The 15,553-nt window shown below is 50.3% G+C and carries 12 protein-coding genes and 1 pseudogene; 4 read left to right on the top strand and 9 right to left on the bottom strand.

The genetic code is table 11. The annotated features are described in order from the left end of the window. Positions 1 to 82: 82 nt before the first annotated feature. The gene (locus ACNQ62_RS08220; protein WP_418094613.1) at positions 83 to 973 is read right to left on the bottom strand and encodes a metallophosphoesterase; all 891 of its coding nucleotides are present in this window, start codon (positions 971 to 973) and stop codon (positions 83 to 85) included. Positions 974 to 1,369: 396 nt separating this feature from the next. Next, positions 1,370 to 1,673: pseudogene (locus tag ACNQ62_RS08215) on the bottom strand (transposase); the annotation flags it as partial. A gap of 305 nt (positions 1,674 to 1,978) precedes the next feature. On the opposite strand from ACNQ62_RS08215, the gene ACNQ62_RS08210 reads away from it, so the two are divergent. From ACNQ62_RS08210 to ACNQ62_RS08195, 4 genes are all read left to right on the top strand, one after another. Then, positions 1,979 to 2,452 (top strand): hypothetical protein, encoded by a 474-nt coding sequence (locus tag ACNQ62_RS08210; protein WP_418094612.1) that lies wholly within the window; start codon positions 1,979 to 1,981, stop codon positions 2,450 to 2,452. Further along, on the top strand, positions 2,422 to 3,813 hold the full coding sequence (locus tag ACNQ62_RS08205) for a sensor histidine kinase (RefSeq protein WP_418094611.1): 1,392 nt from the start codon (positions 2,422 to 2,424) through the stop codon (positions 3,811 to 3,813). Before ACNQ62_RS08210 ends, ACNQ62_RS08205 begins: the two co-directional genes overlap by 31 nt. A gap of 265 nt (positions 3,814 to 4,078) precedes the next feature. Continuing rightward, positions 4,079 to 5,665 carry a choice-of-anchor L domain-containing protein gene (locus ACNQ62_RS08200; RefSeq protein WP_418094610.1) on the top strand — a complete coding sequence of 529 codons (1,587 nt, stop codon included), beginning with the start codon at positions 4,079 to 4,081 and terminating at the stop codon, positions 5,663 to 5,665. A gap of 703 nt (positions 5,666 to 6,368) precedes the next feature. Then, complete coding sequence (locus ACNQ62_RS08195) at positions 6,369 to 6,992, top strand: response regulator transcription factor (protein ID WP_418094609.1); 624 nt, start codon at positions 6,369 to 6,371, stop codon at positions 6,990 to 6,992. A gap of 109 nt (positions 6,993 to 7,101) precedes the next feature. Here ACNQ62_RS08195 and galU read toward each other — a convergent pair whose 3' ends face one another. The 7 genes from galU to ACNQ62_RS08160 form a co-directional block, all read right to left on the bottom strand. Further along, a complete protein-coding gene (gene galU, locus ACNQ62_RS08190) occupies positions 7,102 to 8,010 on the bottom strand; it encodes a UTP--glucose-1-phosphate uridylyltransferase GalU (RefSeq protein ID WP_418094608.1) in 909 nt (302 codons plus the stop codon). Between the two features lie 363 nt (positions 8,011 to 8,373). Further along, on the bottom strand, positions 8,374 to 8,643 hold the full coding sequence (locus ACNQ62_RS08185) for a hypothetical protein (RefSeq protein ID WP_418094607.1): 270 nt from the start codon (positions 8,641 to 8,643) through the stop codon (positions 8,374 to 8,376). Between the two features lie 140 nt (positions 8,644 to 8,783). Further along, on the bottom strand, positions 8,784 to 9,341 hold the full coding sequence (locus ACNQ62_RS08180) for a peptidoglycan-binding domain-containing protein (protein ID WP_418094606.1): 558 nt from the start codon (positions 9,339 to 9,341) through the stop codon (positions 8,784 to 8,786). 119 nt (positions 9,342 to 9,460) lie between these two features. Beyond that, positions 9,461 to 10,813: a DUF3131 domain-containing protein gene (locus ACNQ62_RS08175; RefSeq protein ID WP_418094605.1), complete on the bottom strand. Its 1,353-nt coding sequence runs from the start codon at positions 10,811 to 10,813 to the stop codon at positions 9,461 to 9,463. Then, a complete protein-coding gene (locus ACNQ62_RS08170; RefSeq protein WP_386173271.1) occupies positions 10,810 to 12,636 on the bottom strand; it encodes a glycosyltransferase in 1,827 nt (608 codons plus the stop codon). The genes ACNQ62_RS08175 and ACNQ62_RS08170 overlap by 4 nt, the downstream gene beginning before the upstream one ends. A 1-nt stretch (position 12,637) precedes the next feature. Then, entirely contained in the window at positions 12,638 to 13,789 is a 1,152-nt protein-coding gene (locus ACNQ62_RS08165; protein ID WP_418094604.1) for an acyltransferase, read from the bottom strand. Further along, the gene (locus ACNQ62_RS08160; protein ID WP_418094603.1) at positions 13,786 to 15,546 is read right to left on the bottom strand and encodes a DUF3131 domain-containing protein; all 1,761 of its coding nucleotides are present in this window, start codon (positions 15,544 to 15,546) and stop codon (positions 13,786 to 13,788) included. Before ACNQ62_RS08160 ends, ACNQ62_RS08165 begins: the two co-directional genes overlap by 4 nt. Between the last annotated feature and the right edge of the window lie 7 nt (positions 15,547 to 15,553).

Here is a 15,553-nt window from a genome sequence, read left to right as displayed (position 1 = left end):
GGCATAGGCAGCGTCATCAGTATCAGTGATTACAAGTGGGGCGCATCGCCTTATAGTCTCAAGAAACTTGAGGTCAGCCCAATTAGGATCCATCGTGGCTCACCCAAAGACCTGCTTCGAACAGATATTCACTCTCTGGCCGAGGGAACTCCCGACGATATCCCACGCTCACGTTCCGAACGTCGGTTGGTCCAACCATGGCCCGTAGCCGGCGATGTGAATGGCCAAAGAACCATGCTGATGGGGCAAACCCTTCAATTAGGTCTGTTAAATCAGAGTGGAATGCAGGTGTAAGGCCATCCACTGGCCCTGCGACCGACAGATGGGGCCCATGATGGGTCACAACAACCGTGCGACCTGCCTTCCCCCAAGGGTGGGGGGACATCAACTTGTCCTCAAGCCATGTGCGATGGTCGCGGTGAACTGCAAGCGTGTCCGCGGGCTCAATATCGGTCGCTGAAGGTTGCCACGTGATCCTGTCTCCCTCATCTGGAATTGCAGGGGGGGCTACCCATATATGGAAGTAGTCCCGCATGACGCTTCCCGCGATGCCCATCGCTGTTTCAGCATCTCCCAACAGATCGAAATCCGTCCAGAGCGTACAACATAGGAACCGTGTGTCGCCGTGGTGCAAGTCTTCTTTCTGCACGGAATGTGCGCCGACGGAACGTGTGTATCTAGCAAGGAGATAGTCATCCGAAAGAGTACCGCCGTAATAGTCATGGTTTCCGGGCATCACGTAGATGCGTTGCGGCGCTATATGCGGTGTCAGTTGAGCGAGCCCCTGGACCCACCTCGGCGCAGGTCCATCCGTAAGGTCCCCGGCGACGATAAGCGCATCGAGTGTGTCGTTCACGACGGCATGGAGGTCCAATGACGTAATAGGATCAGTCCCCCTGTACTCGTATGTATTGGCATGCAGGTCCGAGAGGATCGCGATGCGGCCACTGTGGTATGGGATTGTCAGTGGCATGCCGGAAGCCTCTATCCTTGGGAAGCTGATTTGTCTCCCATGTGGCCGTCAGTTGATGATTCGAGTCAAGCTTTTGTTTTAAAACGATTTCTTTGATAGTCTTGCGCAGTTTTCATTATTCGCAACTCCCCAAACCGAGAATTTACCGTCCCATATGCAAATCCAGAGGAGGTTTCTGCTGGTTTGTTCAGTTCTGGCATTCTTGAATAGCGTTGTGTGTAGTTAATTCGCAAAAAGGGTAGATACTGGTAAGCGTGGATCGAGGGGCGGACGCTCGAGCGGCTCAAGCTTTTACTTTTGGCTCCAGACGTCATCCGCAGCTTCGAACTGGACCTGTCGCGCTTTCGTGCCGACCCAAGTGCTCGTTTAAGCCATCTGCCGTTCGAATGCACGTCAGGCCAGCACAATGCAAACCTTATGCCGTGCGACCGCATTCATGTGGCCATCTCTCGCCTATGAGACGACCTTAACGCCTTTTTCCAAGCGCTTCCTTAAGCAGGCCGTATTACATGCCCATCTTGGCATACATGCGCTGAAGGTGACGATTTTCTTCCGCAATATCCTTCATCTCTGAAGTCAATGACGCATCCGTGCAGCCGAACTTCGGCCACTATTTTTTAATACTTGAGCTTCTCAATCCATGCTCCCGACAAAGCTGGGAAACCGGAACACCGCGCTCTGCCTGCTTCAACACCGCCATCAGCTACGCGTCGCTGTATCGTTTGTTCTTAATCGTAAATCTCTTCAGATATCTTGCCGAGAAATTTTGCTTTTGAACACTACTTATTTCAGGGGGGATTACCCTATCGCCCCGATTTTCAGCGTGCAGAGAACGACAAAGCGGGCTTAGGTCTAGGCGTCTGAACGTTTAGAACCAAGCCAGCTTCTCGCCCAAGAAGAATAAAAAATGTGACATACATGTAAGGCGAAACTGGTTAAGCGCCGCAAATTTGCCCCATTTTTCGACAAAGATAATTCCGACTAACCGAGTAGAAGGAGATATTTATGCTTAACTACAAAGTTTTTGGCGCTACGATCGCTGCTTACCTATCAATGATGCCCAATTTAGCTTTTTCTCAAGTTATTCTGACAGTCACAAACCAGGAAGCGTCTGCCAAATTTACACACGAGGAGCTGAGCTCGCTTCCTCAAGTAGTGTTGCTTACAGCAAACGATTACGTTGACCAACCGACGTCGTTCCAAGGCCCACTGTTGCGTTCAGTTTTAGAAGCATCTGGAATAGGTCGGGATGCTAAACTTAATATGATTGCTCTAAACGATTTCACATCAACGGTGCCTGCATCGGACGCCTTCGATTATGACGTTATATTGGCAATTCTACGAGAAGGCAAAACAATGCCTGTGCGTGAAAAGGGGCCAGTTTGGGTCATATATCCTATGGATGACAATCCGGAGCTTCGCAACGACCTATATAATGATCGTTTGGTTTGGCAGCTCAAAGAGATTTCCGTCGAGTGAGAAGAGCAAAATTAGTCCGATCCACTCTTCTTGCATTATTTGTTGGAGCGGTTGCTTTCGGAATTGGCGTAATTTTGAACCTTAGTGAAAGGGTTGAAAATATTCAAACTGCAGAACAAAGCGACCCCCTATGGGTAGGATCTCAACTTCAGTTTGAAATGCTTCGTCTTGAGAGAGAACTTAGCCATGCCGCGTTGGGGATAAAGCCTACGAGCGATGTCGCGTTGCGGTTCAACATCGCGTGGAGCCGGATTTATGTCCTCCAACAAGGTAAACTAGCAAAAATAGTCGAACAGTTTGATGTTGATAAAAGCGTGCTTCACGCACTTGATCGCAGGTTCCAAGAACTAGAAAGCCATATAATAGAATTTTCTACTCAATACATGACCGATGTAGTGAGAAGGAGAAAAGCCGAGATGATAGTACATCAGCTCGAAGGCTATGATTTTTCTCTTAGGAGCTTTTTACTAGACCTAGCACAAGCGAAAACCAGTTCTCTGTCAAACTTTCGAAGTGGCTTGCTCTCTCTTTCGCACACGATCGCCTACCTCGGCATGACCATTCTAGCTATTTTCGGTATCTTTATGTCTTTGTTAATGGTCGAGTTGCGGCTATCTGGGAAGAGGGAGCGCGAAATGGAAATACTTGTAGAGGAAGCGAATTCTGTATCACGCATGAAATCGAATTTCATGAGCGTAGTCAGTCACGAATTACGCACGCCACTTACGTCCATTATTGGTGGCCTAGCGCTACTCCAAGCCAAAGTCGACACTATAATTGACGACAAAACGGTTCACCAATTGCTAGATGTTGCGCGGCGAAATGGTGATCGCCTTCTCACGCTTGTAAACGATATCTTGGATGCTCAAGCGTTGAACGAAGGAAAAGTCTCTATCAACAAAGTGACTACTGACCTTAATCAAGTTGTGAGGGACACCGTGGAAAGTTGCCAACCCTACGCTGTCTCACGGGGGGTGTGTTACGATGTGCTTATTCCGCCTGACGAAACTTTAGCAAATACGGACGGTCCGCGTGTATCTCAAGTTTTAAATAACTTTCTTTCTAACGCTGCAAAATTTACTCAGTCCGGAGATGTGGTTGAGGTGAGGCTAAGGCGACTGGGTGATAAAGCGCGTGTTGAAGTGTCAGACAATGGTATCGGAATTCCGGTGAAAGCACAGAACGATATTTTTAACGCCTTCCAGCAAGTCAATCCCGGCACTACGGGCCCAAAAAAAAGTAGCGGTCTCGGGTTGAGTATCGCAAAGCAACTGATGGAGCTACTCGATGGCAATGTCGGGTTTCGATCTATTGAAGGAGAGGGATCAACTTTCTGGTTGGAAATTGATCTTGTTCCTTAGCAAAACGATTTTCCTGCTATGTTGAAATGGTTGGGATTCTACGGTTAGGTTCTAAGCTTTACGTCGTAATGTTCAATGCAATCAAGGTTGTTCTGCAGGTCGTGCAGCTGATGTGAAAATGTCTATAAGTTTACGGGGGTGAGTTAATTGCATGAGTAGATATTGCGAGTATCCAATATATTTCCAAACTATACTTTTGCATATTTGTTTGCTTCGAGTTTCTGCCTTACAAAATTCATACCGCTAGTTTCAGAAGGAATTTAGTATGCCAACTGCATCAAAGCTACCGATTAACACAAGCGCTACGGCGAATGATATGGCGGAAGCAATGTTTGGGAACGGGATTACTGTCGTTTCCGCGAGCTATACTGGTGCTGCTGGCGCATCAGGTATCTATTCAGATGGGGATTCAACCTCACCAGAGCTGACTCCTTCCGACACCGGAGTGATCTTATCTACTGGGAATGCCGTCAATGTAACTAACGCCAGCGGTGATGTTAATGCCTTACCTTGGACGTCTACTAACCACGGTACAAGTGGCGATAGTGATTTAAGTTCTGTCTCAGGACAGGCAACATTTGACGCTGCTGTTTTTGAAGCGGAGTTTGTGCCCCAAGGTAGTATTTTGACAATGCAAATTGTGTTTTCGTCAGAGGAATACTTAGAATATGTTAATTCAGGATTTAATGACGCAGTCGGTATATGGGTGAACGGTGTTCAGGCGGAATTGACGGTTGGCACTGGTGATATCTCAATTGACAATATTAACACTGGGTCGAACGAAAACCTCTATTTAGATAATGCCAGATCAGACGATACCTACAACACTGAGATGGATGGATTCACAGTAACCCTTACCCTGAAGGCCCCGGTGAATGCAGGAGCCACCAACACAATTAAAATCGGCATCGCCGATGGCGGGGACGGTGTTTACGACAGTAATTTGTTAATTGCAGGTGACTCTGTGCAAACGGCGCTTGTTGCAGGTGATGATGACATTTCAGTTCGTGTCGGCCAAGAAGTCGACGTCGACGTGCTTGCAAACGACCAAAGCGCAAGCGGTGGGCTGTTGACAATTACGCACATCAACGGGCAACCTGTTGTAGTAGGTGATACTATCACACTCCCCACGGGAGAAATGATTGAATTATCAGAGAACGGCATTGTTATTGCAACGGCGAATAACGAAGCCGCTGAGAACGTATTCACTTACACTGTGCAGGATGAGAATGGCAATTCGGACATTGGCTTTGTTACGGTTACGACTACGCCATGTTTCACTCCGGGTACGTATATTTCTACCCCAGAAGGCGACCGTCTGATTGATACATTATCCCCGGGTGATTTGGTGCAAACATTGGATAACGGCCCTAAAGCACTTCTCTGGGTAGGGCGATCAGAACGCTATGTCGGAGTTAATGAGGCTCCAATCAAAATCAGTAAGGGTACACTTGGCGCGAAAAAGGACACGTCTGTTTCCCCGTTGCATCGTATCCTTATCCGAGATGTCAACGCAATGTTGCTCTACGGTTCCGATGAAGTCTTTGTTGCGGCTAAGAACTTGGTGAATGGAGATACAATTTGCCGTTCCAAATCTGCTCAGAAGATCACGTACTTTCATTTATTATTTGAAAACCATGAGATTATATTGGGTGACGGGGTTCTGAGTGAAAGCTTCCATCCTGGTAAGGAAACTCGAGAAAGTTTCGACCCTGCGCTGAATAGTGCGTTGGAGTATGTAGTTGAGCAATATAATTTAAAAGGAATGCGGTCGGCACGACCAACCCTAAAGGGATATGAAGCTGGGCTTTTGAAGGCGACACCGAAGGAGGATAGGTTCGTGCGAGTGTAACCGGTTTGACCTGCCTCAGAAACCTCACTCGTTGTGATGTAGAGTTTGTTTGGCCGCTCGGAAGAGCAAACAGATGCGAAAGGGCCATTTCATCGTATGATCAAGCAGAAGCAAACCAAAAATGACTACCTTGCAGGTGTGCCCCAAGCAAGGCCTGAACCGAAGACATTCTGAATTTCCAAACGAACCACGGCGATATGCGAGTGTCCCACGCCTGCAATCGGATGGCCATGAGAATGCAATGCCCTAACGCCTGCTGAATAGCGGTATCTTGGACATTGTCTTGCAAAAATAGCTTACTGGACTGACCTGATGGTTAACCATTGATGCAGCATTGGTTCGAGCGCAATGTCTGACGAATATCAGGCGAGAGGTAGTACTGATTGCAAACCGGGGTCATGACACCTCACAGCATCGAGCCTGCCCACTTGTCGATGCCGGTCTATAGACGATTATACGTAAACGTTCATCGGATAACTCAGAGACGAGCCAGGGGATGAATGCATCCACACCCGGCGTTCTTGCCCAAGTCGACGATCAGAATCGGTAAGCGCGGCCCGAAGTCTCTCGTTATGAACGTGGGAGCCCCGGGGGAGGGCAGGTCAAAGGTACTGCAAGAAATTTCGCTAATAGAGCTCAATCAGTTCAAAGGTCAAATTATCGTCAACATTAAGCTATAGCATTGCTTTGGATGGAGGATGATATGCGCTTATTATTTGTTCACGAGAGCCGTCTTACAAGAGACGCAATCGCAATGATCATGGGCGTTAATGGAACAGTGGATGTCATAACGACCGGTCACCCCAATGAGGCATATAGCTTAATTCAGAAGGATAACAGTTTCGATCTCGTCTTATTGGGATGTACATCTTCAGGTTTCTCTGTGGTGAATGACTTTGCGAATTTACGGAAGATCTCTAACATGTCTGGAGGGCAACGCGTAGTAGTGTTGTTGGAGAAAAGTAGTGATGCTCTTTTGAAGCGCGTTCAAGCTCACGGAGCGATAGGATCAGTTTCATATGAGATGTCTAGTGCCATCCTTTATCGAAGCCTGATAGATATGGCATCAGAGGAACTTGAGCCTAATATACAAAAAGGAGTGAATGATACCTTTTCGCTGGTTAGAACCCGTTTGAACATGTTGACGACGCGTGAGATAGAAATGCTGGAAGGGCTTTGTCTAGGACAATCCAATAAGGTAATTGCGAGCCGGCTATCAATCAGTGTCCCTACGGTTAAGTTCCATATGAAATCTCTTTATCGGAAGCTTGAAGTTAAAAACCGTACCCAGGCAGCTTTGTACGCATTTGAAAGCTGCCTGTTTTAGCTAGGTTTGCCCGCAATCAAATTTGATTTAAAATTTAAGTTGTCAAAATATCGTTTCCGACATAGCTGCCAAATTAAAACCTGCTTTTAATAGAGGGTGCGTTTGTTTCTCAGCGGGTCGTTGTCGGAGTACTCTGCTCAGCCATTTCTGACCTTAAGTATTTCAATAAATCATCGCGCAGCTCTTCACGTGCCAGCCCGAAGGACACGGTCGCCTGCAGGAAACCGGATTTGGAACCGCAGTCGAAACGCTGGCCCTTGAAGCGGTAACCATAGACATCATTGCCTTGGGTCAGCTCTGCTGCGATGGCGTCGGTCAGCTGGATCTCCCCGCCCGAGCCGGACTTCAGCTGGTTCAGGTTCTTCAGCACGTTTGGCGACAGGATATAGCGGCCGATTACGGCAAGGTTCGACGGCGCGTCTTCAGCTTTGGGCTTTTCGACCATGCCCTTCACCTTGACCAGTTCGCCATCGGTTTGGCCGTCGTCGATGTCCAGCATCCCGTAGGAGGAGGATTTCTCAGGGTTCACTTCCATCGCCGCAACCATGTTGCCGCCCGTCTCGTTATAGGCTTCGATCATCTGCTGCAGGCAGGGTTTGTCGGCAGCGATCACGTCATCGGGCAGCATCACCGCAAAGGGTTCATTGCCAATCAGACGACGGGCGCACCATACCGCGTGGCCCAGACCAAGCGCTTTGTGTTGGCGGATATAGGCAATCGCACCGCTGTCCATATTGGTGCTTTTCAGAATCTCCATCAGCTCTGTCTTGCCCTTGGAGCGTAGTTCCTGTTCCAGCACGGGAGAGTGATCAAAGTAATCCTCCAGCGCGCCTTTGCCGCGGGAGGTGACAAAGATGAATTCCTTGATGCCCGCCGCGCGGGCCTCGTCGATGGCGTATTGCACCAGCGGGCGATCGACCAGGGTCATGATCTCTTTGGGGACAGATTTCGTCGCGGGCAAAAACCGAGTTCCCAAACCAGCCACCGGAAAAATCGCTTTTGTTACTTTCTTAACCATTGAGCGTCCTTATCTGGTTTTGTTAGATCACATTTTTGGGCCTGAACCTTGTGCCGGAATTTAGCAAAGTCCTTCCTGAAAGGATGGTGTGCGAGTTAGGCTTTTTTAAGGCAGGAGCCAATACGTTCTAACCGCAACACTAGGCGATAGGTTTGCGAAAACTAATTCAGCCAACAATAGCGGCTTACATCTTGCCGCATTGTATTCTTCTACAGATAATTTCTTTAGGTTAGATACTACGAAATACTTGTCCAATTATTGTTCTAAGATCGTTTTTATGGGCGCTATCGATAGAAGAGTTCTCATATGAAATTTTTGAAGTGTTGACTTCATATGCGTCCGTTCTGATCTTGAATAGCATACCTAATTCGGAAGATTGTCGCTGAGCCATTGGTTGACTGCACCAGGACCTTGCCCCCAACAGGGCTTGCTCACGCTGATAACATAGAAGTTATCATCAGCGTCTAAGTTTTTCGATAGGTTATCGTAAACTTCTGTAACCTCCGCATCTGTTGAGATTATATATGCTGAATCTCCGATTTTTGCCCAACTTCCGTATGCCTTGATATCGTTTGAAATACTAAACCGCGCGTTTTCGACCGCTGCATTGTAAGCCACGAGATAGCAAGCCATGCTTAGTTCTCCTTCAGTACAGTATTCACCTTACAATAGTGCAAATTCGATCATACTGAATGCGAGTTCTATTGTAGGATGTATTGACTTCGACAATATGTATCGTATGACATATTTACATTTTGACAACTGGTAACGTGTTATCTAAAACCTTCGATGCAATTGACTTGCTTTAGTGCATTGATGGCTTGGGCCAAATTCATTTCAACTGCAGAATTTCCGAGTACTTCTATAAGAGCTTTTCGTGTTAGTTTGCCGACACTGCCATCTATCGGCCCTGGGTCAGAACCAGCCTCCACAAGTAAACGTTGCAGTTGAAAACCGTCTACATCGTGCCGGTCATCATTAAGTAAGCACTTTTCTTGATCGTCAGCCGAAGCTTCCTTGATGGGTTCGTTAATACTTTCATGGGATGCGATAGATTTCCGTTCCGAGATACCTTTACTTGGGGATGCTTTTCCCAAAACGCAGGAGGTCAACTCTGCTAGCTGCTCCACGGCTTCTTTGGGGGGGGTGCCAACCAAGGTTGTAGTGCAAGAATCCCTCCCACAGGAAAAACTCATGTGCCAGTCTTCCGATGAAAAACTGGGTTTTAGATAGCCTTCGCCGTTCGAAAATATCGCATAGGGTAGACCATTAATTAAGCCTTCTTGCCATACGCTAGGGAAAAGGGGGGACGGGACGTCGGCGTAGTTCATTATAACGTTAACAGCGCCTGGGAGTGGCACATCGAACGTCGAAGAAATACAGGGAGCCGCTAAGGTTTCGCGCCCATAGATCACGACACTGAAAAGTATAAGAATTACGAAGTCCGTTCTCATGGAGATACGCGAATTAACGGACCATGACGTCTAAATGCAAGCGCTGCGAGTACAGTCGCATTGGTATTAGCCGTAATTGATGTGTTTGTTGATCCGTCTACTTCGTAAATGCCTTCCGGCCATCCACGTTCATAGTTCGCGGTGGGGGCGATTGTAGAAACCAGTTTGCGCGTATATTCGGTGCCAAACAACGCGTCCATTGCGAAAGAAACTTTCGTAGTAACAGTGCGTTTGCTGTCTAAGCGGTCCCCTTTAAACGTCATTACAGCCCAAGGCGCACCTCCGCCCCATATTGATGAATATACAAAATAAGGTGCTTCATCTAGGTGGGACTCACTTACGGCGGTCAGAATGCCGGTCTCCGTGAAGCGGGCCTCTTGTGCATGGTATATCGCCGTTGCAAATCGATGGGACCGATCATCAAAGCCGAACTCTAGACCATCGAAAATGTACGGCTCGCTGACGGTAAAGGCAGGGGTGACGTTGCGGTGCAAGCGAGTATCAACGGGTACGGGGTGGCCTAGTACGTCTTTCACCATCAAATGATCTTCTACACCGTACGCGTTTACCATATCGTAACCGAAGAGCATCATGGCTTTAGCGGCATATTGTTCATAGCCGACGCGTCCCTCCTGATCGCGACGCAGTTTATCGTTCGCAATATTGCCGCCGATCAGTTGCCCACCTTCGACCATCTGAGTGAGGTGCCATTTGTCGAGCAGAGCAGTTACCTGCGGCGCTAGCTCGGGATAGCGACTTTCAACCTGAGCCAAGGCACCGACCATACGTGCAATGTCCAAAGCCGACCAGCCTAGGCCACGTTCGACTGGTCGATTGCCGTAGTCTACAAGTTCGGCTGTCTGCACGTTATAGGCTTTGTTGGGTAAGAGGTCGTCGAACAAACGCAAATTGCTGAGCGTTTCTAAAGCCAACAATAGTCGAGATTGTGCTTCGTCTGGGTCAATTATTTCGAGTAATTCAGCAGATATTACGGCAATAAAGTATGATCCCGTTTCCCACATCGTTGTCGATGGGTACTTGTCTGCAGAATTCACCAGCCCCGTAGTCTTATGCGTGTTATTCTCGAAGTAGCGCCAAGCGATCCGCGCATAATCAAGGTCGCTTTCGCTACTTTCGCCCGTCATCGCTAGTGGCAATGGCGTGACGGCCTCAAAGGCGGCGAGGGGGGAGCGCTGTTCCACGGCGGAGGACACCATCAGTTCTGGGTCACGTGTTGCGCGTTTATCGATGGTGTTTTCTAAAAACACAACCAAGGCCAGGCCAAAGCCCAATGCCACGAGGAATGTAATATGGCTGCGGGCCTTTATCAGATTAGAACGAAAGCTCATGCGTTCAGCTCCTCTTGCGATTGTTCGGGTTGCCATAGGGCGGCGCGGATCATTCCGGCCATGGCGAGGCAATTGTTAAGTCCCCACAGAATATTCGCCACGACACCGCCCGCTGAATGCCCGGAGCCGCCATAAATCAGTGCCCCGATGCCCCAGAGTGCCCCAAGGACGGTAAACAGGATCACGGCCATCTGCGGGCGGACAAGCTCAAGGAAATTGCCTGTCTGTCGAGTTTTAGGGGTGACCTTGAAAGAAATCCTCTCGCCCTTGGCGACGGCCAGCAGGGCTTTCATGCCCAATGGGAAAAAGGCGAGGTAGCTGCTTTTAGCGGCATATCCCGCAATCCCCCAAGTGCCGATCATTATTGCCAGCTCCAGCGTGACGAGAAAGGGGATCAGACGGAAAAAAAACTCATTCGAATATGCGGAAACGGGCGAAGCGCCGGTAAAAAGATACACGACAGGGGCAAAGAGAAAGATGATGTTCCACAACGGTGCCAGATAGGAATAAAACGTGGTGCCATACATAAGCCGTTGGCCGATCGACAAGCCCCGGCGAAACAGAGGATTGTCGTTCTTGAGAATATCCAAGCTACCGCCAGCATATTTGAAGCGTTGCACGGTCCATGTCAGCAGATCTTGAGGTGATAGCATTTTGCTTTCAACCATCGGATGCTGCTTTGACTTCCAGCCGCGCTCGCTATCCGAATGCAGGACGATTGAAGTATAGATGTCTTCGGAGACGTGGAATCGATATGGCGTCAACACCTCTGTCGCGGCGGATTCCGTGCGGATGGCTGCCATCAGATCGGGGGCAATCTCGCGCTCTTTGCTGGAGACGGTAATATTTTCTTCGACCGCGAAAGACCGTTGTTCGACCTTTTCGCCGAAGCTGCGCAGCGCAGCCTCCATCACCGCCTCTCGGCGATGGATAGAACCAGCGCCACAACAGAATGCGGCATTTACCCAGTTCCGACGGCGTAGGATGATATCGTAGAACATCTTGGGGTCGTTCACGAAGGGATCCGCGCCGTAAACCACAGGCCCAATCGTCCGCTCGGCCGCTCGGCCGATCTTGCCGCCAAACTGACCGAAACGGCGTTGCAACTTGTCAGTCAGATGCTCTCCGGCGGGCAGGTCGTAGAACCACTGGGGCGTTTGGACCCAGGCCATCTTCTTGTCTCTAAAATAGCCCATTGTGTGTTCAAGAAACGTTGGGAAAGGGCGGGTGTCTGCGTCGCAGATCACCATGAAGTCGCCCGAGGTCTGCTCCATCGCGTTGCGGAGATTGCCGGCTTTGAAACCTTCGTTCGTGCTGCGGGTGATGTAGTTTACCCCTTCCGCTTCGGTAACTGCGCGCATTTCGGGGCGACGACCATCGTCGAGAATATGGATGCGTATGTCGATCGGGTGGGGGTAGGTCATTTGCTTCGCATCGAGGATCCCGAGCCTCACCAGTTCGGGGTCTTCGTCATAGGTGGCAAACATCACATCGACAGAAATTGGCCGATCCCCCTCGGGATGGCCATCAACGACATCTGAAAGAACCGCCGGGGGGCTCTCGATCTTGAGCGGATCGTCTTTCCACAGATTGAAAACGAACAGCAACATGCCGAAATAGGCACAGGTTTCGGCCACCACCAAGGGTAGCGCAAACCACATGGCGTCAGGGTTCAGCGAGTGGGCCCATCGCCACCAGATGTACCAGCCCCCGACAACCAAGGCGATTGTCGCAAGGAATTGCCACAGCATTTCACGCAGTGGCGAGTAGGGTAGAGGCGGCTCCGGCAGGCGGTCTTCGAACTTGAGAAAATAATCGTCCATTCTATGCACCAGCCAACGGTTTGGCCTTGCCCCGTTCCCAAGGCAGCGGCCCAAGGCCGATCGTCCAAGCCACCAAGGCCCCCTTGGAAAGCGCGTAGGCTACGGCGAAAGACAGCGGCAGCGCGAAGGCGTAGCGGGACAGGACAAGCATCCACGGTTGCATCATCTGGGACAGGCCCGTTTTGAACACGAAGATATCGAAGAGGTCGATCACAAAAGGATGAACTAGATAGACGCCGAAACTGAACCTCGCAAAGAGCGACCACTGCTTTGACCACGGTAAGAACTGCCCGCCAAGAAAGACAAAGAACACGAAGACCGGCATCAGAAAATGCCCGTAATAATCCCAATTGTTTCGGATGCCCCAGCCGCCGGTTTCATAGGCGATGGCGAAGAAGGGTAAGGTGGCAATATAGGCGAGGGCCACGAAATAGAACGCGGCGCGTCGGATCAGGCGAGACTCGCCTCTGGGAATGCCGTCCTTCCACAAGCCATAAATCGCGAAGGCCGCCAGCCCGTATCCGACATAGCCGAATATTTTCAGCGCGCGAACGATGTAGTCGCGGTAGAAGGGGTCGATCCCTGTGCTCCATACAAATGCCTGCGCGCTGTTCATGACGCCTATGGTCACTAATACGGCAAATCCGAACATGGGATAGCGCATCGCGACGCGCATCACCGGATAGAACAGGAAGAGGGCAAATAGCGTGGGCAAAAAGTGCATGTGGTACTGGGACTTGCCCAAGATGAGATAGCCCGCCCAGTTCTTCAAGTCGGCGATCTGATCCCAGATATAGGGCGTGTAGCCAAACGCCTCTGCCTTCGCCAAACGGAAGAACACATAGAAGAGCGTCCAAAAAGCAAAAGGCACCAGCAGCCGTTTGGCTTGTTGTCCGATCGCCGTTCCGTAGCCTGGCATCTTCCTGTCGACCCGCATCGCCATCAGGAAAAGCGAAAACATAAAGAACATTTCGGAGCCCGAAAATTCGCCGATTGATCGCAAGAACACCGGAATAAGACGCGCTGCAGGTTCCGCATCGGCAAATGGCTGCCCCGAAAAATCCGTGGTGGAGTGGATCAGCACAACGCCCATCGCCGCAAAAACCCGGTTTGCGTCAAACCACAACAGTCTTGTTTTGCTGCTCTGGTTCATGGGTTAGCAGCGGGGATCGGGCAGGATTTCGGTAGCACTTTACGCACTTTGGGTGGCGGCATCTTATGTTCGGTCGGCTGGCATTCGGTCGCCCCGATTTCCCCGCCTGTCAGAACGGGGCGGCAATAGGTGAACTCCTCCACAGGTATCACGGGATCGACGCGGTTGGGGTTCGCGCAGGCACAGCAAGGCACCTCTTTGATCATCTTGTTCGGGTGGCATTTGTTGTCGCGCAAATCAGTCCCGATATTTGCCATATCCCAGGTCTGCGTATTGTTGTTTACCTTTTTCAGGATCGGCCCTTGGACCTTGTACAAAAGAGCCGCGAGGATGATGCCGTTGTTGTTCGACGATTGAAGCGGGATATAGCCATTGCCGTTCTCATAGAGCCCTTCGTAGAATCCTAATTCGGGCTCGGACAGATCGGCAACGCTTTCGAACAGAAGGTCCGTATAGTCCGTCTCCCACAGCGCCCACATGCCGATTGCGGCTTTGGCGGCGATGGCGGCGCGGTCGGGTTGGTATTCTCCCGTAGGATCAAGCGTATTCCAAGGATAACCATCGGCAAAGATCGTGTCATACACAAAGTAAGGCTTGCCGTTGACCTGATGCTCGGATCGCGCGGTCACGATGCCTGTCTGTTCGAACCGGCGCTGTTGCACCAGATAAATGCGGTTGGCGAATTCCGCCCGCCAACCGTGGCTGGCAGTTTCGCCGTCACCGTCTGTGTCGGAGGGAATGTCCCACCCTAGTTCCAGACCGTCCAGAATGTAGCCTTCGGTTAGTACGTAGTTCTGGTTCTTGAAAATGCGGGGATCGCGACCGTCGAAAGGCACTTTGACGTCATAGATCGTGGTATAGGACAGCGGTTCCGGCGATAGGGCGCGGTCGACATCGAAACCCCAAAGCGCAAAGCCTTTTGCGGCGTATTCTTCATAGCCTAAACGCCCCTCCTGTACATAGCGTGTGGACCCGTCACCACGTTTGAATGACCCGAACATCCGGCCATCCTCATTGATAAGATTGCAGAAGTTCCACCGCATCGGAACGTTGTCGACACTGTTTGCCAGGTGCGGGTGGCGTTCTTTCAAAATGCGAAGCCACACGAGCATCCGGCCGATATCAAGCGCAGACATGCCGACTTCGCCAGATTCATTTGCATAGTTCACTTTCTCGCCGGTCTTGGCATTGTAAACCTTGTTGGGGGCTTCACCTTGGTACAGGTCAAGATTGCGCAACGTATTGAGCAGTTTGGTTGCGCGGGTGTCGAAATCCCGTTTGTCGATTACGCAAAGCTCATAGGCTGAAACCAAAGCGCTGATATAAGAGGCCGTGTCCCATAGGGTGGTGGAAGGATAGGCACCCACGGCATTGACCAGTCCCGTATCCGGTTGAAAACGCTTCTCAAAATAAGACCAAGCGGTCTGCGCCATCGCGTACTCGCGGTCTGTCAACTGGCCGTTGCGGCCAAAGTGTCTTTCCTTGTCAAATCTCGCCCCGCGATTGCATTCATTTCGAGCACTTCCATCACCGTTGAAATCGATGATCAAAGGCGCTGTTGAGCGGATGGTCATACTGTCGTAAGGCGTTCCTTCGACAATGATATTGCCGATCGTGACCTTTTCGGCCTTAGCTTCTGCCTTGGCCTTAGCTTCTGCCTTGGGCTTGGCTTCTGACGTGTCTTGGGCCTGAACCAGCGGCGCGGTGGCCAAGGCGACAAAAGCTGCTGCAATGCAATTTACGAATTTTAATGACATAGGGTGC

The organism is Sulfitobacter sp. SBS6 (genome assembly GCF_048285585.1).
GTDB classification, from domain to species: Bacteria; Pseudomonadota; Alphaproteobacteria; order Rhodobacterales; family Rhodobacteraceae; genus Sulfitobacter; species Sulfitobacter pontiacus.
This window is presented reverse-complemented; position numbering and strand designations above follow the sequence as displayed.